Consider the following 17348-nt stretch of genomic DNA (forward strand, 5'->3'; position numbering starts at 1 on the left):
TTTCAAGAGGCTAGGGCAAGGCGTCCAGACAACCACTGCCCCAAGGGATTGCCGGGGTCGAGCAGCAACTTGATGGCCATGATGCAGCAGACGCAGACCAGCAGTGGCTTGATGAGCCTTGGACCGAAGTGAACAGCGCAACGGGCTCCCAGCTGAGCGCCGGTGAAGGCCGCAAGTGCCATGGCCAGTGCTAGCGGCCAGATGATTGCACCGCTCAAGGAAAAGACCGAAAGCGCGCCCAGGTTGCAGGCGGCATTCAACAGCTTGCTGCTGGACACCGCCTGGAGCAGGTGTTGGCCCAGCAGAAACATGCAGGCGATCATGAAGAACGAGCCCACACCGGGCCCGAAAATCCCGTCGTAGAAACCGATGATCGGCGCCACGGCGATGCAGAAGAGGGCGAAGGAAATTCTGGCTTCGCGCACTCGCTCGTTCGGCTTCGGGCTGAAGGCAAAATAAAGCGCTACCAGTATCAGCAGTACCGGTATGCACGCCTGGAGCACAGTCCGGGGCACGAAGCTGACCGACAAGGCGCCGGCTGCCCCGCCGAGGAAAGACATGGCAGCCATGGGAATGCCCCGCCTCCAGTCGATCATGCCTTTGCGGGCAAAGGCGGCAGTGGCGGATACCGTGGCCGAGGCGGCCTGGAACTTGTTGGTGGCGATGGCGGCCAAGGGCTCGATACCTGCCAGGAACAGTACCGGTAGGGTAATCAGCCCACCGCCGCCGGCAATGGCATCGAAAAAGCCCGCTGCCAGGGCAACCAGGGCGAGGGTGAGGATCAACATCCAGTCGAGTTCGATCATTGTGCGTTTTCCTTCTCAGCCACGGACCAGCAAAGGGTCTTCGGCAAGCACCAGAGGGGCTGCGAAGGGGGAATAGGCGAACTGGCGGATCAGTAGGCGCCGGTTGTCCCGAACGGTGTCGCGACCATGCATGGCGCGGCTGTTGTTGATCAGCAGTGCACAGTCCGGTTGCAGGACGAACATGAGTGGCGGCGTATCGTTGACGGCGCGTTGAAAGTTGTCGAAGGCCCGGGCAGCGGCGCTGCTCGCCTGGTCGTTGATCGCGAAGCGGTAGCTGTTGTAGCGCAGCGAGAAGCCGCCGTTGGCTTCGAATTGAAGCATCGAGACCGCTTGGCCGGCTGACCCCAGCCCTTCGGCGAAGCAGTCACTGCGCGTGAAATCGAATGATGCCGAAGTAAGCGCCAGTACATCGAGGTTGCTCAAGCGTTCGAGGATGTCCCGTACTGGAAACACACAGGTGTGTTCTGCTGCCGGGTTCCACCGCGCTGTGAGGATCAATGCGGAGGGCGCAGGAGAGTGATCGGTACTGGCGGTGGTCGAGCAGTTGTAGGGCGCTTCGGTGTGCGGTCCCAGGCGCAAGCCGGCATGGGAGCTCGTCTCGACGTCAGCGCCGGCGATTTCATCAGGCCGCGGAACGCTGCCACCTCCTTTGAAGTTGCCGACCAGGCGGATCTGTCTGCCCTCGTTGTCGATGTCGAAGGCGAAGGCGCGATGTTGCACCAACTCGAGCAGCAATTGGTTGCGCGATGCCAGGTACAGGCAGCGGGCACTATGCGCCAGGGTGGGAAGTTCGGGTAACTGCTCAGGTATCGGGTCATCATCAAGGCAATGCATCTGCTTGAACATGACTGCGCTGAGTTGGCCGTCGGCAAATTTCTGCAGAATGGTTTGCTGTTCCACGCTCAGGGTGCATTTGAGGCGTTCGGCTGATGTTCTGGCCAGAAGCGTTGCCCCCTTTGCTTCGGGGCCACCCGATTCAGCAATGGTCCGGCTGGTGATGGCCACGGCTTGACTCTGTGCCTGCGTGAAGTTCAGGTAGGCGACTTCTGGATGAACCATGCAACATTCCTTGTATCTGACGTTATCCCGTACAGGCGGAAAAGGGAGACCTTTTTGACCGGCTAGAGGGTGAGTCAGCTATTCAATGTGGTTGCCTGAGGTCATGAAAGCCAGCCCCTTCCTTGATCGTTGTAGGAACTATCCACTTGATAGCTCTGCAGAGATCTCTCTGACCGTGGCTTGATCGTCCTCAGGTTGGACTTCCCCGCCCGGAAACCGCAAAATGACCCCTTTCCCTCATCAACCTGTTCGGATCTGCTGACTCTATGCGTATGCGCCTGATGCTGTTGGGTGGTGGCAATGCCCTCGGGCAAGCGCTGATTCGTCTCGGGGCCGAGGAGGGCATCGCATTCCTGGCACCGCGCCCGCCGGAAGGCGGCTGGGGGCCGGCCAGCCTGACGCAGCTGCTGGACGACAATCGCCCCAATGCCCTGGTCAACCTGGCCTACTATTTCGACTGGTTCCAGGCCGAGTCGGTCAGCGAGCAGCGCCTGGCCCAACAGGAACGAGCGGTGGAGCGGCTGGCGGAGTTGTGCCAGCACCACCAGATCACCCTGGTGCAGCCCTCCAGCTACCGCGTGTTCGACGGCTCGCGGGCGACCGCCTACAGCGAGAAGGACGAACCGGTACCCTTGGGCCTGCGCGGCCAGGCGCTGTGGCGCATCGAGCAGAGTGTCCGGGCGGCCTGCCCGCAGCATGTGCTGTTGCGCTTCGGCTGGTTGCTGGACGAGAGCGTCGATGGCGCCCTGGGCCGCTTCCTGACCCGTGCCGAGCAGCCCCAGGAGCTGTTGCTGGCCGACGACCGGCGTGGCAATCCGACGCCGGTCGACGATGCCGCGCGGGTGATCCTGTCGGTGCTCAAGCAGCTCGACTGCAGCGCGCCGCTGTGGGGCACCTACCATTACGCGGGCAACGAGGCGACCACGCCGCTGGCACTGGGCCAAGCGATCCTTGCAGAGGCCGGGCAGTTCCGCCAGCTGGCCGTTCAGGCGCCGAACGCCCAGGCCCATGCCGCCCGGCCCGATGCCAGCGAAGAACCGCAGAACGCGGTGCTGGCCTGCAAGAAGATTCTTCACACCTTCGGCATCAAGCCGCGTGCCTGGCGCGCCGGTTTGCCGCCCCTACTGGACCGTTTCTACCGCCATGGCTGACGCCCCCATCCTGATCACCGGCGGCGCCGGCTTCATTGGCTCCCACCTGTGCGATGCGTTGCTGGACAAAGGCTACGCCGTGCGCGTCCTCGACGACCTCTCCACCGGCAAGCGCGACAACCTGCAGCTGGGCAACCCGCGGCTGGAACTGATCGAAGGGGATGTCGCCGACGCCAAGCTGGTCGAGCGCGTCGCGGCAGGCTGCAAGGCGGTCGTTCATCTGGCGGCGGTGGCTTCGGTGCAGGCGTCGGTCGATGACCCGGTCAAGACTCACCAGAGCAACTTCATCGGCACCCTGAACGTATGCGAAGCCATGCGTGTGCACGGCGTGCGCCGCGTGCTGTTCGCTTCCAGCGCTGCCGTGTATGGCAACAATGGCGAAGGCCAGTCGATTGCCGAAGACACGCCCAAGGCCCCCTTGACCCCGTATGCCGTGGACAAGCTGGCCAGCGAGCAGTACCTGGACTTCTACCGCCGCCAGCATGGCCTGGAGCCCGTGGTGTTCCGCTTCTTCAACATCTTCGGGCCGCGCCAGGACCCTTCTTCGCCCTATTCCGGGGTCATCAGCATCTTCAGCGAGCGGGCTACCAAGGGCTTGCCGATCAGGGTGTTCGGAGATGGCGAACAGACCCGCGATTTCCTCTACGTGGGCGATCTGGTGCAGGTGATGGTGCAAGCGCTGGAGCAATCGCAGGTGGAGGAAGGTGCGGTGAACATCGGCCTGAACCAGGCGACTTCGCTGAACCAATTGCTCAAGGCGTTGGAGCAGGTAGTGGGCAGCTTGCCTGCGGTAAGCCATGGCCCGGCGCGCTCGGGTGACATCCGCCATTCGCGGGCGGATAACCAGCGCTTGCTGGCGCGCTTCGATTTCCCCGAGCCGACCTCGATGGTCGAGGGCTTGGCGCGGCTGCTCGGCAAGGGGTGATTCCCCAGGGGCAGCTTTACAGCCGGTAGCCAAAAACAGAAAGGGCGGCCGAAGCCGCCCTGCAGTGCTCAAGTCAGAACTTGTAGCCCAGACCCACCATGTAGACCCACGGGTCGACATCCACGTTGACCTTGGTCTTGCTGTAGCCCAGTGCAGTCGGGCCGTCGACGCTGGCCTTGGTGTCGATGTCGACGTACCAGACCGAGGCGTTGAACAGAATGTTGTCGGTAATCATGTAGTCCATGCCCAGCTGGCCGGAGATACCGACCGAGTCCTGCAGTTCGAGGTTGCTGAAGCCTTGCTGCTTGCGCTCGCTGGTCAGGTCTTCATCGAAGAACAGGGTGTAGTTGATACCGATACCGGCATACGGCTGGAAGCGCGAGTTCGGATCCATCGGGTAGTACTGCAGGGACAGGGTCGGAGGCAATTGCTTGACGTCCGCCAGCTTGCCATCCAGCCCGCCGCCCAGGCCCTTGACGCCTACTTCGTGCTGGAACGGCGTGGCCGCCAGCAGCTCGATGCCGACATGGTCGGTGAGCATGTAGGCGAAGGTCAGGCCCAGTTGGGTGTCGCTGTCCAGAGTAGCCTTGGTGCCCGACACCTTGTTGCCGTCGAACTTCAGATCGCCGCTGCTCTCGTTCGGGGCAGTGGTGATGGCACCCGCGCGCAGGATCATGTCACCCGCCTTGTGGGCGTGGGCGACAGGGGCGACGAGCGCAAGGGCCGCAAGCGAGGCGCCGAGCAAAGACTTGTTCATGGAAGCTCCGAAAGGACGTTATTAATTGAGTAGTCCAATGTTACGGAGCTGGATCAACATAAAGGTTGACCCAGCTCAAAGAAGCGCACTCACGAATTCGAAACAGTTCTCACTTCAGCGCATAAGCGTAGATCTTTTCCGCGTCCATCTGGTAACCGGCATCGGCCAACTCGCTGCGAGAGCCTCTAACGCGCAGCTTTCCTTCGATCCAGTAAGGCTGGTAGAGGTCTTCCACACGCACGCCCATTTCGCTGAATATGTGCACGATCTGGTTGGCGGGCGGTGGCGGCACATGGATGCACGCGCCGTAGTAGGGTACCAGCAGGAATTCGGTGGTACGGCCTTCCTCGCTGACTTCCAGCGGCACGATGTAGCCCGGTAGTTTGATTTGCTGGCCGTCCAGTGCCTGGACCACTGGCGCATCAGGCGCTTGCTGGTGCGCGGCAGGTGCCGACTCGGCGGAAAGGGCATCGCTCAACTGCGACATGTCATGCAGCGGGGTCAATTGTGGTGGGATGACGGGGGCGCCCTCGGGGATCAGCGCAGGCCAGTCCAGTTCGCGGGGTTCGGCTGCCCAGAGGGGCATTGCCAGCACCAGCAGCATCCATAGCACCGGCGCAACCCTTGTGGGAGCCGGCTTGCCGGCGATGAGGCCAGTTAGTCTGTCGATCATGGTCAGCCCTCAGAGGTGAATCGACAAGCCATCGGCCAGTGACTGCCGATAGGCCCGCCAGGCCGGCACGCTGCCCATCAGCAAGGCTGCGCCCAGGATGATCGCCAGCAAGGTCCATTCATGCGCACTTGGCCAGGCCAGAGGCAGGTACAAGCCATAGTTGGCCTGCACATAGCCTTGCGCCAGGGCGATCCCTGCATACAGCAGCCCAAGCCCCGCGGCGATGCCGGCAACCGCCAGTGCCAATGCTTCAAGCACCAGCAACCCGGCGATATGCCAAGGCCGAGCTCCAACCGAACGCAAGATCGCCATCTCCCGGCGCCGCTCGTTGAGGCTGGTGAGAATGGCCGTGAGCATGCCGATCAAGCCGGTCAGCACCACGAACAGCGACACCACGAACAGCGCCTGCTCGGCCGTGCCCATCAGGCTCCACAGCTCCTGCAGCGCCACCCCAGGCAGGATCGCCAGCAATGGCTCGTTGCGGTATTCGTTGATTTCGCGCTGCACGCTGAAGGTTGCGATCTTGCTGTTCAGTCCGAGCATGAACGCGGTGATGGCGGCCGGTTGCAGGTCCATGGTGCGGGCCTGTTCGGCGCTGATGCGCCCGGCGCCACGGGCCGGCACGCCGTTGTGCCAGTCGATGTGGATGGCTTCCATCCCCCCGAGGCTGATATGCAGGGTGCGGTCGACGGGCGTGCCGGTGCGCGCGAGTACACCGACCACGGTAAACGGCTTGTCGTCATGCTTGACCAGGCTGATCGCGGCCACGCCATGGGCCAGCACCAGCTTGTCGCCAAGCCTGTAGTGCAGCGCCTCGGCCACTTCGGCCCCGAGCACGACTTCGAACGGGTCATCGGCGAAGGCGCGGCCCTGGCTCAGCGCCAGGTGCTGACGGCGGCCGTACTGGTAATGGCTGAAGTAGTCGCCGGTGGTGCCCATCACCCGGTAGCCGCGGTGCGAATCGCCCAGCGAGATCGGGATCGCCCATTTCACCCGTGGGTCCTGGGCGTAGTGTTGATAGCTGTCCCAGCGGATGCTGTTGGTGGCATTGCCGATGCGGAACACCGAGTACAGCAGCAGGTTGACCGAGCCCGAGCGGGCGCCAACGATCAGGTCGGTGCCGCTGATGGTGCTGGCGAAACTGGCGCGGGCCTCGGTGCGCACGCGCTCGACGGCCAGCAGCAGGCACACCGACAGGGCGATGGCAAAGGCCGTGAGGAAGGCCGTGAAACGTCGGTTGGCCAGGCTGGCCAGGGCAAGGCGAAGCAGGTACATCAGGCCTCCCGGGGCTTGGCGGCGCGGTTGAGCTCGGCCAGCGACAGATGGCGGTCGAACAGTGGCGCGAGGCTCTGGTCATGGCTGACGAACAGCAGGCTGGAGCCAGCCGCCCGGCATTCGGCGAACAGCAGGCGGATGAAGGTTTCGCGGGTGTCGGCGTCCAGCGCCGAAGTCGGTTCGTCGGCGATGACCAGCTCGGGCTGGCCGATCAGGGCGCGGGCAGCGGCGACTCGCTGCTGTTGGCCGATCGACAGGCTGTCGGCGCGCCGTGCGAGCAGCAGCGGGTCGTCCAGGCCCAGGTGGGCAAGCAGCAACGTGGCGGCCTGGTGCACACTGCCATGCCGTTGCCGCGCACGCTCGGCGCGGCTGCGCGAAAAGCGGCAGGGCAGCTCGACGTTTTCACGCACCGACAGGAACGGCAGCAGGTTGAACTGCTGGAAGATGTAGCCGGTATGGTCGACCCGGAAGCGGTCACGCGCCCCTTGCCCCAGGTTGGCCAGGTCCTGCCCGAGCAAGCGGATGCGGCCCTGGCCCGGCAGGTTCACCCCGCCGAGCAGGCCCAGCAGCGTGGTCTTGCCGCTGCCACTGGGGCCCTTGAGGAACAAGGATTCGCCGGCCTCCAGGCGCAGCGCAGGGATGTCCAGCAGCGGGCTCTGGCCCGGCCAGGCGAACACCAGGTCATGCAGTTCGATCAACGGCTGGCGCATTCAGAAAGCGACCACGGCCTTGGCCGGCGAGGTTTCCAGGCCTTTCTGCCCGTTCGGGCCGATCAGTTGCACGTTGATCTTCTGCGTGGCGGGGAAGGCCTTGAACAATGGCGAGAGGTCGATCTGGGTGAGCTTCTCGGGCGTTGCGCAGTTCAGCTGGTAGTGAGCACCGATATCGCTGTGCTGATGGTCGTGTTCGTGTTCATCGTCGTCGTCATCGGCCTTTGCCGCGTCACCGAACAGTGGGCTTTGCAGCTCCTGGGCGTCTGGCGTGCAGCCTGCGGCAGCGGCCAGGCCGAACAGCTTCAGCGGCTGCTCGAGTTGCTGGCGCACGGCGGCCACCTTGGCCTTGTCGGCATCGCTGGTGGCGGCATGTTCGAAGCCGACCAGGTTCATCGCCGGGCTGTCCAGTTCCAGTTCCAGGGTGTTGCCGTCGAGCACGGCGTTGAGCTTGGCTACCCCGTGTTCGTGGGCGCCAAGGGTGCCATGGACGTGATCGTGGTCTTCGTGGGCATGGGCCGAGGCGAAAGGCAGCAGGGCGATGGGCAGGGCGAGCAGCAGGCGACGCATGAACGACTCCAGGGCGGGCTGGTAAGGATTTGGTAATGTTATAACAATTTTTCCTGGCCTTGCCAGCGCTGTGGTACAGGTTTCATGTTGCGGTAGCATGGGGGCATCGAACTGAGCTCAGGGAACCCATCGTGAGAATTCGTGGACAGATTGGTGACTGGCCGGTGGATCTGACCATCGAGCTGGAGCCGGCGGAGTGGGCGCAGCTGGGGCGGCAGATCGCAGCGCCGGTGACGGGTGACGCTGTGCCGACGGCTACGGCGCCGCCGCGTCAGGATGACGGGCAGTGGCTGGCGGCGCGCGACGTGTTGCGCCAGGCGGGGCGGATGGATGGCCCGCAGCTGCTCGACCGGCTCGAAGGGCTGACGGGGAGTACGGCGGCGGGCAAGCGGCTGCTGGTGCGGTTGCGGCACAGCAGTGACGTGAAGGTGGAAAGTGGCGCGGATGCGCCGGTGTATCAGTGGATCGGGTGAGGGTGCCTGGACCGGCCCTATCGCCGGCAAGCCGGCGATGAGGCCAGTACTGATCAGAACAGGGCGGCAGACAGCTTGCGACGGTACACACCCACCAACGGGTGATCGCCACCCAGCAACTCGAACACCTGCAGCATCGCCTTCTGCGGCAACCCGTTTTCATACCCGCGGTTACGCTGGAACAGCTTCAACAGCCCGTCCAGCGCCGCCTCATATTGCTGGCGTGCCAACTGCTGAATGCTCAACTGATAAGCCGCCTCGTCATCCTGCGGGTTCTGCGCCAGGCGGCTCTTGAGCTCGGCGACTTCCGGCAGGCTGTCGGCCTGGCGCAGGAAGGTCAGCTGTGCCTTGGCACCGGCCAGGGCGGCCTTGTGTTCGTCGGTCTTGACCGCGTCCAGCACCACCTGGGCCTCGCCCAGTTCACCACGCTCGGCGAGGCAGCGGGCATACAGGATCAACCCTTCGGCATTGCTGTTGTCTTCGCTCAACAGCTGCTGCAGCGTGGCTTCTGCCTCGGCGAAGCGGCTTTCGGCGAACAGCGCCTTGGCCTGCTCCAGGGGCGACGCGGCGGGGGCGGCGGGCATCTGCACATGCGGCTCGAGCATGGCACGGATCGCCGATTCAGGCTGGGCACCGGCAAAACCGTCGACTGGCTGGCCATCCTTGAACAGCACCACGGTCGGCAGGCTGCGAATGCCGAACTGGGCAACCACCTGCTGCTCGACGTCGCAGTTGATCTTGGCCAGCAGCAGTTCGCCCTGGTAGCCCTCGGTAATCTTCGCCAGCAGCGGCATCAGCGCCTTGCACGGCGCACACCATTCGGCCCAGAAGTCCACCAGGACCGGTTTGTGAAAGGAGTTCTCGATCACCAACTGCTGGAAGGTGGCATCGGTGGCATCGAAGATGTAAGGCGTATCTTGGGTCATCGCGACTCTCGCAAACTCGTGTATGGCACCACTATAAGGTCTCGCGACTGGCGTGGTACAGGCTGACCCGGCGGAATTCGTGCGGTTCGGCCAGGTCCGGCAAGGTCAGGGCCTCGAGCACGCCCAGTTGCCGGTACAGCGGGTGGCTGAAGTCGCGTACCCGCGAGTCGGCCACCAACGCCTGGCGGCCACGGCTGAGAAAGGCATCGAGCAACGGCAGGTTGGCGCGGTCGTAGAGCACATCGGCGACCAGGATCAAGTCGAAACGGTCCGCCTCGGCGAAGAAGTCGTCGCTGTAGCCAAGCGTCACGCCGTTGAGCTGGGCATTGGCGCGGCAGGCGTGCAGGGCCAGCGGGTCAAGGTCGCAGGCCACGACTTCCAGCGCGCCGGCACGGGCGGCAGCGATGCCGGCAATGCCCGAGCCGGCACCAAAGTCCAGCACGCGTTTGCCGGCGACCCATTCGGGGTGAGCAGCCAGGTAGCGGGCCATGGCCAGGCCGCTGGCCCAGCAGAAGCTCCAGTACGGCGGCTCTTCAAGAATGCGCCGGGTTTCTTCGCTGCTGAAGGCGCGGTCCATGTTCTGGTCGTCGACCAGCCACAGCTTGAGCTCGCACTCGGGCAGATCGCTGACCACCAGGCGCGCTTCGCCGATCAGGCCGCTCAGGGCCTGCTGCAGAGCCAGCGGCGCCACTTACGGTGCCTTCTCGAAACGCAGCGGGCCGGTGGCCTGGTTCTGCGCCTGGACGATGCGTACCGGCGGCAGGTGCATGATCAGCTGGCCCGAGCTGCTGGCGCGGCCACGTAGCTCGACCCGTGCCCCGGCAGGGAAGGCCTCGGGGTTGAAGCGCAATTGGTAGGGCAGGTCCTGGCCGGTGCCGGTCAGCGTGCTGCTGGCCAGCAACTGCTGCGGCCGGTCGCGCTCGTCGATGACCAGCAGCGCCAGCTCCACATCGGCACCGGCCGGAATGTTCAGCAAGGTGCCGCTCAGTTCACGCTGGTAGGCTGGCAACGGGCCCAGTGGCAGGGGCTTCTTCGCTACCTTGGCTGGTGCTGGCGCGGGTACTTGTTCGGTCTTGGGCTGGTCGCTGCCGCAGGCAGCGAGCAGGGCGGTGCAGCACAGCACGGCGAGCACGCGAAAATGCATTGGGAAGTCCTTGGCGGGCAGAATTGCATGGATGTTAACCCCTTTGGCTTGTCTTGCCAGTGCAATGCGCTACCATGGCCCTCCCTTTTTTTGTTGCCTGCCACCATGCACTGTCCCTTTTGCGGTGCCAACGACACCAAGGTCATCGACTCGCGCCTGGTCGCCGAGGGCGAGCAAGTGCGCCGCCGTCGCGAGTGCGTGGCGTGCGGCGAGCGTTTCACCACCTTCGAAACCGCCGAGCTGGTGCTGCCCCGGCTGATCAAGCAGGACGGCACGCGCCAGCCCTTCGATGAAGACAAGCTGCGAGCCGGCATGCAGCGCGCGCTGGAGAAACGCCCGGTCAGCGTCGAGCGCCTTGAAGCGGCGCTGGCGCACATCAAGAGCCGGCTGCGCGCGACAGGCGAGCGCGAGGTCAAGTCGCTGGTGGTCGGCGAGCTGGTGATGGCCGAGCTGCGCAAGCTCGATGAAGTGGCCTACATCCGCTTCGCTTCGGTTTACCGGCGCTTCCAGGACCTCGACGAATTCCGCGAAGAAATCGACCGCCTGGCCCGGGAGCCGGCTAAAGAGTGAACATGCCGAGCCAGACCGCGATCCTCGACGCCCACTACATGGCCCGTGCCCTCGAGCTGGCGCGCAAGGGTGTGTACACCACCCACCCCAACCCGCGCGTGGGTTGTGTGATCGTGCGCGATGGCGAGGTGGTCGGCGAGGGCTGGCATGAGCGCGCCGGCGAACCGCATGCCGAGGTGCATGCCTTGCGCCAGGCGGGTGAACGCGCCCGCGGTGCCTGTGCCTACGTGACCCTTGAACCGTGCAGCCACCATGGCCGCACGCCGCCGTGCGCCGAGGCGTTGGTCAAGGCGGGTGTGGCGCGAGTGGTCGCCGCCATGCAGGACCCCAATCCGCAAGTTGCCGGGCAAGGCCTGCGGCGCCTGGCCGAGGCCGGCATCGAGGTCGCCAGCGGCGTGCTCGAAGCCGAGGCCCGAGCCCTCAACCCTGGCTTTCTCAAACGCATGGAACACGGCGTGCCGTTCGTCCGCGCCAAGCTGGCGATGAGCCTGGATGGCCGCACAGCCATGGCCAGCGGCGAAAGCCAGTGGATCACCGGCCCTGCCGCCCGCTCTGCGGTGCAGCGCCTGCGCGCCCGTTCCAGCGTGGTGCTGACCAGCGCCGCCAGCGTACTGGCCGACAATGCGCGGATGACCGTGCGTGGCGCCGAACTGGGCCTGGATGCCGAGACTACCGCCCTGGCGCTGAGCCGCCCGCCATTGCGCGTACTGGTCGACGGCCGCCTGCGCCTGCCGCTGGACGCCCCGTTCTTCCAGGCCGGCTCGGCGCTGGTGGTGACCGCCTGCAACGATGACTCGCGTTACGCCGAAGCTGGCCACGAACTGCTGAGCCTGCCCGGCAGCGACGGGCAGGTCGACCTGCCTGCTCTGCTGCAGGCGCTGGCGGCCCGCGGCGTCAACGAAATCCTGCTGGAGGCTGGCGCCGGCCTGGTCGGCGCCTTCGCCTGCCAGGGCCTGATCGACGAATACCAGCTGTTCGTCGCCGGCACCTTCCTCGGCTCCCAGGCCCGCCCGCTGCTGGACTGGCCTCTGGCGAAAATGAGCGAAGCACCCCGGCTGAAAATTACCGAAATGCGCGCAGTGGGCGATGACTGGCGGGTCACGGCCATCCCTCTGCCGGCACCCGGCGTATAATGCCGGGCTTGCCCCGCGCAACCCGTTTCTGAGGAAGACTCCATGTTCACCGGCATCATCGAATCCATCGGCACCATCGGCAGCATGACCCCCAAGGGCGGCGACGTGCGCGTGTATGTCGAGACCGGCAAGCTCGACCTGGGTGACGTCAAGCTCGGCGACAGCATTGCCGTCAACGGCGTGTGCCTGACCGCGGTCGAACTGCCGGGCAATGGCTTCTGGGCCGACGTCAGCGTCGAGACCCTCAAACGCACTGCCTTCATCGACCTCAAGCGCGGCAGCAAGGTCAACCTGGAAAAGGCCCTGACCCCGACCACCCGCCTGGGCGGCCACCTGGTCAGCGGCCATGTCGACGGCGTCGGCGAAATCATCTCGCGCAGCGATAACGCCCGCGCCATCCAGTTCCGCGTGCGTGCGCCCAAGGAGCTGGCCAAGTACATCGCCCACAAGGGGTCGATCACCGTCGACGGCACCAGCCTGACGGTCAATGAGGTCAATGGCGCTGAGTTCGAGCTGACCATCGTCCCGCACACCCTGTCCGAAACCATCATGGCCGACTACCGCGCAGGGCGTCGGGTAAACCTTGAGGTCGACCTGCTGGCCCGTTACCTGGAGCGCTTGCTGCTGGGTGACAAGGCCGCCGAACCGAGCAAGGGCAGTGGCATCACCGAAAGCTTCCTGGCCGCCAACGGCTTCTTGAAATCCTGATTGAGAAGGGGGTGCCGCGTGGCGCTCAACAGCATCGAAGAACTGGTCGAAGACATCCGCCAGGGCAAAATGGTCATCCTCATGGACGACGAAGACCGTGAGAACGAAGGCGACATCATCATGGCAGCCGAGTGCTGCCTGCCTGAACACATCAACTTCATGGCCAAGCATGCCCGTGGCCTGATCTGCATGCCGATGACCCGCGAGCGCTGCGAAACGCTCAAGCTGCCGCTGATGGCGCCACGCAATGGCTCGGGCTTCGGCACCAAGTTCACCGTGTCGATCGAAGCCGCCGAAGGCGTCACCACCGGCATTTCCGCCGCTGACCGCGCACGCACCGTCCAGGCTGCCGCAGCCAAGGACGCCAAGGCCGACGACATCGTCAGCCCAGGCCATATCTTCCCGCTGATGGCCCAGCCCGGCGGTACCCTGGCCCGCGCCGGCCATACCGAGGCGGCTTGCGACCTGGCACGCATGGCCGGCTTCGAGCCGAGCGGGGTGATCTGCGAGGTGATGAACGACGATGGCACCATGTCGCGTCGCGCCGAGCTTGAAGTGTTCGCGGCTGAACACGGCCTGAAGATCGGCACCATCGCCGACCTGATCCACTACCGCATGATCCACGAGCGCACCGTGCAGCGCGTGTCCGAGCAGCCGATCGGGAGCGAACTGGGCCAGTTCAACCTGGTCACCTACCGCGATTCGGTGGAAGGCGACGTGCACATGGCCTTGACCCTGGGCAAGATCTGCGCCGAAGAGCCGACCCTGGTGCGCGTGCACAACATGGACCCGCTGCGCGACCTGCTGATGGTCAAGCAGCCTGGCCGCTGGAGCCTGCGCGCGGCAATGGCCGCCGTGGCCGAGGCCGGCAGCGGCGTGGTGCTGCTGCTCGGGCACCCGCTGGAAGGTGACGTGCTGCTGGCGCACATCCGTGAAAGCGCCGGCGACGCGCCGACCAAGGCACCGACCACCTACAGCACCGTCGGCGCCGGTTCGCAGATCCTGCGTGACCTCGGCGTGCGCAAGATGCGCCTGATGAGTTCGCCGATGAAGTTCAATGCGATATCCGGATTCGATCTGGAAGTTGTAGAATACGTGCCCTCCGAGTGACTTGAGGCGGCATTGACGCCCTGATACTCGAATCCAGCCCCCTGTCGAGCCCGCCAGCGCGCGGCCTCGCTCTTGAATATGAGAACATCAGAATGACCCTGAAGACCATCGAAGGTACCTTCATCGCCCCCAAAGGTCGCTATGCTTTGGTGGTTGGCCGCTTCAACAGCTTCGTCGTCGAAAGCCTGGTGAGCGGTGCCGTTGATACCCTGGTACGCCACGGTGTCAGCGAAAGCGACATCACCATCATCCGTGCCCCGGGCGCGTTCGAGCTCCCGCTGGTGGCACAGAAAGTCGCCCAGCAAGGCGAATACGACGCGATCATCGCCCTGGGCGCCGTGATCCGTGGCGGTACCCCGCACTTCGAATACGTGGCGGGCGAATGCACCAAGGGCCTGGCCCAGGTGTCCATGGAGTTCGGTGTGCCGGTGGCCTTCGGTGTCCTGACCGTCGACTCCATCGAGCAAGCCATCGAGCGTTCCGGCACCAAGGCTGGCAACAAAGGTTGTGAAGCTGCCCTGTGCGCTTTGGAAATGGTCAGCCTGCTGGCGCAGTTGGAGGCCAAGTGATTAGCGACGAAAGCGATCGTTTCAACCCGCGCGATCCAAAACCTGCGGATGCCGGCAAGCCATCGAAGAGCGCCAAGCGCCGCGAAGCCCGCAAGCTCGCGACCCAGGCGCTGTATCAGTGGCACATGGCGCAGCATTCGCTGAACGAGATCGAAGCGCAGTTCCGGGTCGATAACGATTTCACCGATGTCGACGGTGCCTATTTCCGCGAAATCCTGCACGGGGTTCCGGCAATCAAGGGCGAAATCGACAAGGCGCTGGTGCCTTGCATGACCATCGCACTGGAAGAGCTCGACCCGGTCGAGCTGGCCGTGCTGCGTCTGTCCACCTGGGAGTTCATCAAGCGCGTCGACGTACCGTACCGCGTGGTGATCAACGAAGGCGTGGAACTGGCCAAGGTCTTCGGTGCCACCGACGGCCACAAGTTCGTCAACGGCGTGCTGGACAAGCTGGCGCCCTCGCTGCGCGAAGCAGAAGTCAAGGCGAACAAGCGCTGATCCTGGCGCTGCCGAGCCATGGGTGAGTTCGAGCTGATCAACCATTACTTCGCCGCCGCGCCCTGTGCGCAGGGCGGCGAGGGCGTGGCGCTGGGGATCGGCGACGACTGCGCCCTGCTCGATCTTCCCCCCGGCGAGCAGTTGGCGGTGTCGACTGACACCCTGGTCGCTGGCGTGCATTTTCCTGCCGAGTGCGACCCGCGCCTGCTCGGCCAGCGCGCGTTGGCGGTGGCGGTCAGCGACCTGGCGGCGATGGGTGCCCATGCCCTTGGTTTCACCCTTGCCCTGACCTTGCCTGGCGTTGGCCCGGACTGGCTCGAAGCCTTTGCCGACGGCCTCGGCCGCATGGCCCAGCGTTGCCGTATCAGCCTCATTGGCGGCGACACCACGCGAGGTCCACTGAGCATCACCGTCACCGTGTTCGGCCGCGTGCCGGCTGGCCTGGCCTTGCGCCGCAGCGGTGCCCGACCGGGCGACCTGCTGTGCGTGGGCGGTACGCTGGGCAAGGCGGCGGGTGCGCTGCCACTGGTGCTCGGTGAACGCGACGCGCCTGCCGAGCAGGCCGAGCCGCTGCTGGCCCACTACTGGTCACCGTTGCCCCAGCTCGACCTCGGGCTGCGCTTGCGCGGCCTGGCCAGCGCAGCCCTGGACATCTCCGACGGCCTGCTCGCGGACTGCGGGCATATCGCCAAGGCGTCCGGGGTCGCGCTCGAGGTGAACCTGGCGCAGGTGCCAGTGTCTCCTGCTCTGGAAGCCTTTCTCGGCCGCGAAGCCGCCGTGCGGGCAGCGCTGACCGGCGGTGATGACTATGTGCTGGCGTTCACCTTGCCCGCCAACGCGCTGGCGGCGCTGGCCGACGTCGAGGTGCATGTCGTCGGCCGGGTGCTCGAAGGCCGTGGGGTGACCCTGCGTGACCCGCAGGGCCTGGATATCACGCCCGTACAACGGGGCTATCAACACTTTAGGGAGACACCGTGACCGACCACCCCAACCAGGTGCCTGCGGAGTTCGTTCCGCCATCGGTCTGGCGCAACCCGTGGCATTTCATTGCCTTCGGCTTCGGCTCTGGCACCCTCCCCAAGGCCCCCGGTACCTGGGGTTCGATGGTGGCCATCCCGTTCATCCCGTTGTGGCAGATGTTGCCGGACTGGGGCTACTGGCTGCTGCTGGGCATCACCATGCTGTTCGGCTTCTGGCTGTGCGGCAAGGTCGCCAACGACTTGCGCGTGCACGATCATGAAGGCATTGTCTGGGACGAGATGGTCGGCATGTGGATCACCCTCTGGCTGGTGCCGGAAGGGTGGCAGTGGATCCTGGCAGGGTTCCTGATGTTCCGTTTCTTCGACATACTCAAGCCATGGCCGATCCGCTGGATCGATCGTCATGTGCATGGAGGGGTCGGCATCATGCTCGATGACATCCTGGCAGGTGTGTTCGCCTGGGTGGGCATGCAGCTTCTGGTATGGGCGGTGGGCTGAGAACAGGGAGTGCTTCGATGGCCATAAGGGCTGTGCTACTGGCGATACTGTTAACGTTTGCGCCTTGGGTGGCGGCAGCCGATGAGGTGCCGAAGCAGATCCATCTGGTCAGCGAAGAATGGCTCGACTACACCAATGCCGATGGCACTGGGGTGGCCTGGGACGTCCTGCGCAAGGTCTTTGAGCCGGCCGGGGTCAAAGTGGTGGCCCAAAGTGCGCCGTACAGTCGCGCGATCGGTCTGGTGAAGCGTGGCGAAGCCGATGCCTGGGTTGGCTCCTACAAGGAAGAGAGCGACGACAACCTGTATCCGCGCTGGCACTTCGACATGGATCATATCTATGCGTTGGGGCTTGCCAGCAAGCCGGTGCCGAGCAACAACACCATCGGCAGCTATCGCCTGGCCTGGGTGCGCGGCTATGACTACGCCAGCTACTTGCCCAACGTGCATACGTTCCGTGAGATCCAGCGTCGTGAAGGCATCTTGCCGATGCTCGAACATGACCGTGTGGATTTCTACATCGATGCGCAGACCGAAGTGGACTATGTACTGGGGCAGAGCTCGCAGCCTGAGCGCTTCCGTCGTACCCACGTAGCCGAATTGCCGTTGTACCTGGCCTTTGCCCGCAACGACCAGGCCAAGGCGTTGCTTGAACTGTTCGACCGGCGCATGGACGAGCTGGTGCGCAGTGGCGAGCTGAAGGCGATCTACGAGCACTGGAAGCAGCCGTATCCGTTTACCCAGGACAGCAAGCCGCAGTAACCGGACTGCTGTGCGCCCCTATCGCCACCCGCTGTGGGAGCCGGCTTGCCGGC

22 protein-coding genes are annotated in these 17348 nt (G+C 64.6%); 12 read left to right on the forward strand and 10 right to left on the reverse strand.

What is annotated here, in order from left to right; genetic code table 11:
• Positions 1 to 2: 2 nt before the first annotated feature.
• Both PPL01S_RS13440 and PPL01S_RS13445 read right to left on the reverse strand, forming a co-directional pair.
• Positions 3 to 806: a TSUP family transporter gene (locus tag PPL01S_RS13440; protein WP_016393412.1), complete on the reverse strand. Its 804-nt coding sequence runs from the start codon at positions 804 to 806 to the stop codon at positions 3 to 5.
• Positions 807 to 821: 15 nt separating this feature from the next.
• The gene (locus tag PPL01S_RS13445) at positions 822 to 1865 is read right to left on the reverse strand and encodes a Fe(II)-2OG oxygenase family protein (RefSeq protein ID WP_028625840.1); all 1044 of its coding nucleotides are present in this window, start codon (positions 1863 to 1865) and stop codon (positions 822 to 824) included.
• Between the two features lie 266 nt (positions 1866 to 2131).
• Here PPL01S_RS13445 and PPL01S_RS13450 point away from each other — a divergent pair, with 266 nt between their 5' ends.
• Positions 2132 to 3016 (forward strand): sugar nucleotide-binding protein, encoded by an 885-nt coding sequence (locus PPL01S_RS13450; protein WP_016393414.1) that lies wholly within the window; start codon positions 2132 to 2134, stop codon positions 3014 to 3016.
• Complete coding sequence (gene pgnE / locus PPL01S_RS13455; RefSeq protein ID WP_016393415.1) at positions 3009 to 3941, forward strand: UDP-N-acetylglucosamine epimerase PgnE; 933 nt, start codon at positions 3009 to 3011, stop codon at positions 3939 to 3941. The genes PPL01S_RS13450 and pgnE overlap by 8 nt, the downstream gene beginning before the upstream one ends.
• A 73-nt stretch (positions 3942 to 4014) precedes the next feature.
• Here pgnE and PPL01S_RS13460 read toward each other — a convergent pair whose 3' ends face one another.
• The 5 genes from PPL01S_RS13460 to PPL01S_RS13480 form a co-directional block, all read right to left on the reverse strand.
• Positions 4015 to 4698: an OmpW/AlkL family protein gene (locus tag PPL01S_RS13460; protein ID WP_016393416.1), complete on the reverse strand. Its 684-nt coding sequence runs from the start codon at positions 4696 to 4698 to the stop codon at positions 4015 to 4017.
• 109 nt (positions 4699 to 4807) lie between these two features.
• Positions 4808 to 5371 carry a DUF3299 domain-containing protein gene (locus PPL01S_RS13465; protein WP_042156061.1) on the reverse strand — a complete coding sequence of 188 codons (564 nt, stop codon included), beginning with the start codon at positions 5369 to 5371 and terminating at the stop codon, positions 4808 to 4810.
• Between the two features lie 9 nt (positions 5372 to 5380).
• Entirely contained in the window at positions 5381 to 6646 is a 1266-nt protein-coding gene (locus PPL01S_RS13470) for an ABC transporter permease (RefSeq protein WP_016393418.1), read from the reverse strand.
• On the reverse strand, positions 6646 to 7356 hold the full coding sequence (locus PPL01S_RS13475) for an ATP-binding cassette domain-containing protein (protein ID WP_016393419.1): 711 nt from the start codon (positions 7354 to 7356) through the stop codon (positions 6646 to 6648). The genes PPL01S_RS13470 and PPL01S_RS13475 overlap by 1 nt, the downstream gene beginning before the upstream one ends.
• Positions 7357 to 7926 carry a DUF2796 domain-containing protein gene (locus tag PPL01S_RS13480; protein WP_028625839.1) on the reverse strand — a complete coding sequence of 190 codons (570 nt, stop codon included), beginning with the start codon at positions 7924 to 7926 and terminating at the stop codon, positions 7357 to 7359.
• A 131-nt stretch (positions 7927 to 8057) separates the two neighbouring features.
• Between PPL01S_RS13480 and PPL01S_RS13485 the strand changes: the two genes are divergently transcribed.
• Positions 8058 to 8399: a hypothetical protein gene (locus tag PPL01S_RS13485; protein WP_028625838.1), complete on the forward strand. Its 342-nt coding sequence runs from the start codon at positions 8058 to 8060 to the stop codon at positions 8397 to 8399.
• A gap of 53 nt (positions 8400 to 8452) precedes the next feature.
• Here the strand turns inward: PPL01S_RS13485 and trxA are convergent, their stop codons facing one another.
• Genes trxA through PPL01S_RS13500 form a run of 3 tightly spaced genes read right to left on the reverse strand, consistent with a single transcriptional unit; the run spans position 8453 to position 10469 of the window.
• The gene (trxA, locus tag PPL01S_RS13490) at positions 8453 to 9325 is read right to left on the reverse strand and encodes a thioredoxin (protein ID WP_028625837.1); all 873 of its coding nucleotides are present in this window, start codon (positions 9323 to 9325) and stop codon (positions 8453 to 8455) included.
• Between the two features lie 31 nt (positions 9326 to 9356).
• Positions 9357 to 10016, reverse strand: coding sequence for a class I SAM-dependent methyltransferase (locus PPL01S_RS13495; protein ID WP_016393423.1), 660 nt, complete (start codon positions 10014 to 10016; stop codon positions 9357 to 9359).
• Entirely contained in the window at positions 10017 to 10469 is a 453-nt protein-coding gene (locus PPL01S_RS13500) for a YbaY family lipoprotein (RefSeq protein WP_016393424.1), read from the reverse strand.
• Positions 10470 to 10574: 105 nt separating this feature from the next.
• Here PPL01S_RS13500 and nrdR point away from each other — a divergent pair, with 105 nt between their 5' ends.
• From nrdR to PPL01S_RS13545, 9 genes are all read left to right on the forward strand, one after another.
• A complete protein-coding gene (gene nrdR, locus PPL01S_RS13505) occupies positions 10575 to 11039 on the forward strand; it encodes a transcriptional regulator NrdR (protein ID WP_016393425.1) in 465 nt (154 codons plus the stop codon).
• 2 nt (positions 11040 to 11041) lie between these two features.
• Positions 11042 to 12172, forward strand: coding sequence for a bifunctional diaminohydroxyphosphoribosylaminopyrimidine deaminase/5-amino-6-(5-phosphoribosylamino)uracil reductase RibD (ribD, locus tag PPL01S_RS13510; protein WP_028625836.1), 1131 nt, complete (start codon positions 11042 to 11044; stop codon positions 12170 to 12172).
• A 42-nt stretch (positions 12173 to 12214) separates the two neighbouring features.
• Entirely contained in the window at positions 12215 to 12880 is a 666-nt protein-coding gene (locus tag PPL01S_RS13515; protein WP_016393427.1) for a riboflavin synthase, read from the forward strand.
• An 18-nt stretch (positions 12881 to 12898) separates the two neighbouring features.
• Complete coding sequence (gene ribBA, locus PPL01S_RS13520; RefSeq protein ID WP_016393428.1) at positions 12899 to 13990, forward strand: bifunctional 3,4-dihydroxy-2-butanone-4-phosphate synthase/GTP cyclohydrolase II; 1092 nt, start codon at positions 12899 to 12901, stop codon at positions 13988 to 13990.
• A gap of 92 nt (positions 13991 to 14082) precedes the next feature.
• On the forward strand, positions 14083 to 14559 hold the full coding sequence (ribH, locus tag PPL01S_RS13525) for a 6,7-dimethyl-8-ribityllumazine synthase (protein ID WP_016393429.1): 477 nt from the start codon (positions 14083 to 14085) through the stop codon (positions 14557 to 14559).
• The gene (gene nusB, locus PPL01S_RS13530) at positions 14556 to 15056 is read left to right on the forward strand and encodes a transcription antitermination factor NusB (RefSeq protein ID WP_016393430.1); all 501 of its coding nucleotides are present in this window, start codon (positions 14556 to 14558) and stop codon (positions 15054 to 15056) included. The genes ribH and nusB overlap by 4 nt, the downstream gene beginning before the upstream one ends.
• Positions 15057 to 15074: 18 nt before the next feature.
• Positions 15075 to 16034, forward strand: a complete 960-nt coding sequence (thiL, locus tag PPL01S_RS13535) for a thiamine-phosphate kinase (protein ID WP_016393431.1) — start codon at positions 15075 to 15077, stop codon at positions 16032 to 16034.
• The gene (locus tag PPL01S_RS13540; RefSeq protein WP_016393432.1) at positions 16031 to 16534 is read left to right on the forward strand and encodes a phosphatidylglycerophosphatase A family protein; all 504 of its coding nucleotides are present in this window, start codon (positions 16031 to 16033) and stop codon (positions 16532 to 16534) included. Before thiL ends, PPL01S_RS13540 begins: the two co-directional genes overlap by 4 nt.
• Before the next feature lie 17 nt (positions 16535 to 16551).
• Entirely contained in the window at positions 16552 to 17295 is a 744-nt protein-coding gene (locus tag PPL01S_RS13545) for a substrate-binding periplasmic protein (RefSeq protein WP_028625835.1), read from the forward strand.
• Positions 17296 to 17348: the final 53 nt, after the last annotated feature.

It is taken from the genome of Pseudomonas plecoglossicida NBRC 103162 = DSM 15088 (assembly GCF_000730665.1).
Lineage (GTDB): Bacteria > Pseudomonadota > Gammaproteobacteria > Pseudomonadales > Pseudomonadaceae > Aquipseudomonas > Aquipseudomonas plecoglossicida.

What these genes read in the sequence shown, in the direction of transcription:
- PPL01S_RS13440 (WP_016393412.1), bottom strand. Translation starts at nt 806, where the DNA reads ATGATCGAACTCGACTGGATGTTGATCCTCACCCTCGCCCTGGTTGCC.
- PPL01S_RS13445 (WP_028625840.1), bottom strand. Translation starts at nt 1,865, where the DNA reads ATGGTTCATCCAGAAGTCGCCTACCTGAACTTCACGCAGGCACAGAGT.
- PPL01S_RS13450 (WP_016393414.1), top strand. Translation starts at nt 2,132, where the DNA reads ATGCGTATGCGCCTGATGCTGTTGGGTGGTGGCAATGCCCTCGGGCAA.
- pgnE (WP_016393415.1), top strand. Translation starts at nt 3,009, where the DNA reads ATGGCTGACGCCCCCATCCTGATCACCGGCGGCGCCGGCTTCATTGGC.
- PPL01S_RS13460 (WP_016393416.1), bottom strand. Translation starts at nt 4,698, where the DNA reads ATGAACAAGTCTTTGCTCGGCGCCTCGCTTGCGGCCCTTGCGCTCGTC.
- PPL01S_RS13465 (WP_042156061.1), bottom strand. Translation starts at nt 5,371, where the DNA reads ATGATCGACAGACTAACTGGCCTCATCGCCGGCAAGCCGGCTCCCACA.
- PPL01S_RS13470 (WP_016393418.1), bottom strand. Translation starts at nt 6,646, where the DNA reads ATGTACCTGCTTCGCCTTGCCCTGGCCAGCCTGGCCAACCGACGTTTC.
- PPL01S_RS13475 (WP_016393419.1), bottom strand. Translation starts at nt 7,356, where the DNA reads ATGCGCCAGCCGTTGATCGAACTGCATGACCTGGTGTTCGCCTGGCCG.
- PPL01S_RS13480 (WP_028625839.1), bottom strand. Translation starts at nt 7,926, where the DNA reads ATGCGTCGCCTGCTGCTCGCCCTGCCCATCGCCCTGCTGCCTTTCGCC.
- trxA (WP_028625837.1), bottom strand. Translation starts at nt 9,325, where the DNA reads ATGACCCAAGATACGCCTTACATCTTCGATGCCACCGATGCCACCTTC.
- PPL01S_RS13500 (WP_016393424.1), bottom strand. Translation starts at nt 10,469, where the DNA reads ATGCATTTTCGCGTGCTCGCCGTGCTGTGCTGCACCGCCCTGCTCGCT.
- nrdR (WP_016393425.1), top strand. Translation starts at nt 10,575, where the DNA reads ATGCACTGTCCCTTTTGCGGTGCCAACGACACCAAGGTCATCGACTCG.
- ribD (WP_028625836.1), top strand. Translation starts at nt 11,042, where the DNA reads ATGCCGAGCCAGACCGCGATCCTCGACGCCCACTACATGGCCCGTGCC.
- PPL01S_RS13515 (WP_016393427.1), top strand. Translation starts at nt 12,215, where the DNA reads ATGTTCACCGGCATCATCGAATCCATCGGCACCATCGGCAGCATGACC.
- ribH (WP_016393429.1), top strand. Translation starts at nt 14,083, where the DNA reads ATGACCCTGAAGACCATCGAAGGTACCTTCATCGCCCCCAAAGGTCGC.
- thiL (WP_016393431.1), top strand. Translation starts at nt 15,075, where the DNA reads ATGGGTGAGTTCGAGCTGATCAACCATTACTTCGCCGCCGCGCCCTGT.
- PPL01S_RS13545 (WP_028625835.1), top strand. Translation starts at nt 16,552, where the DNA reads ATGGCCATAAGGGCTGTGCTACTGGCGATACTGTTAACGTTTGCGCCT.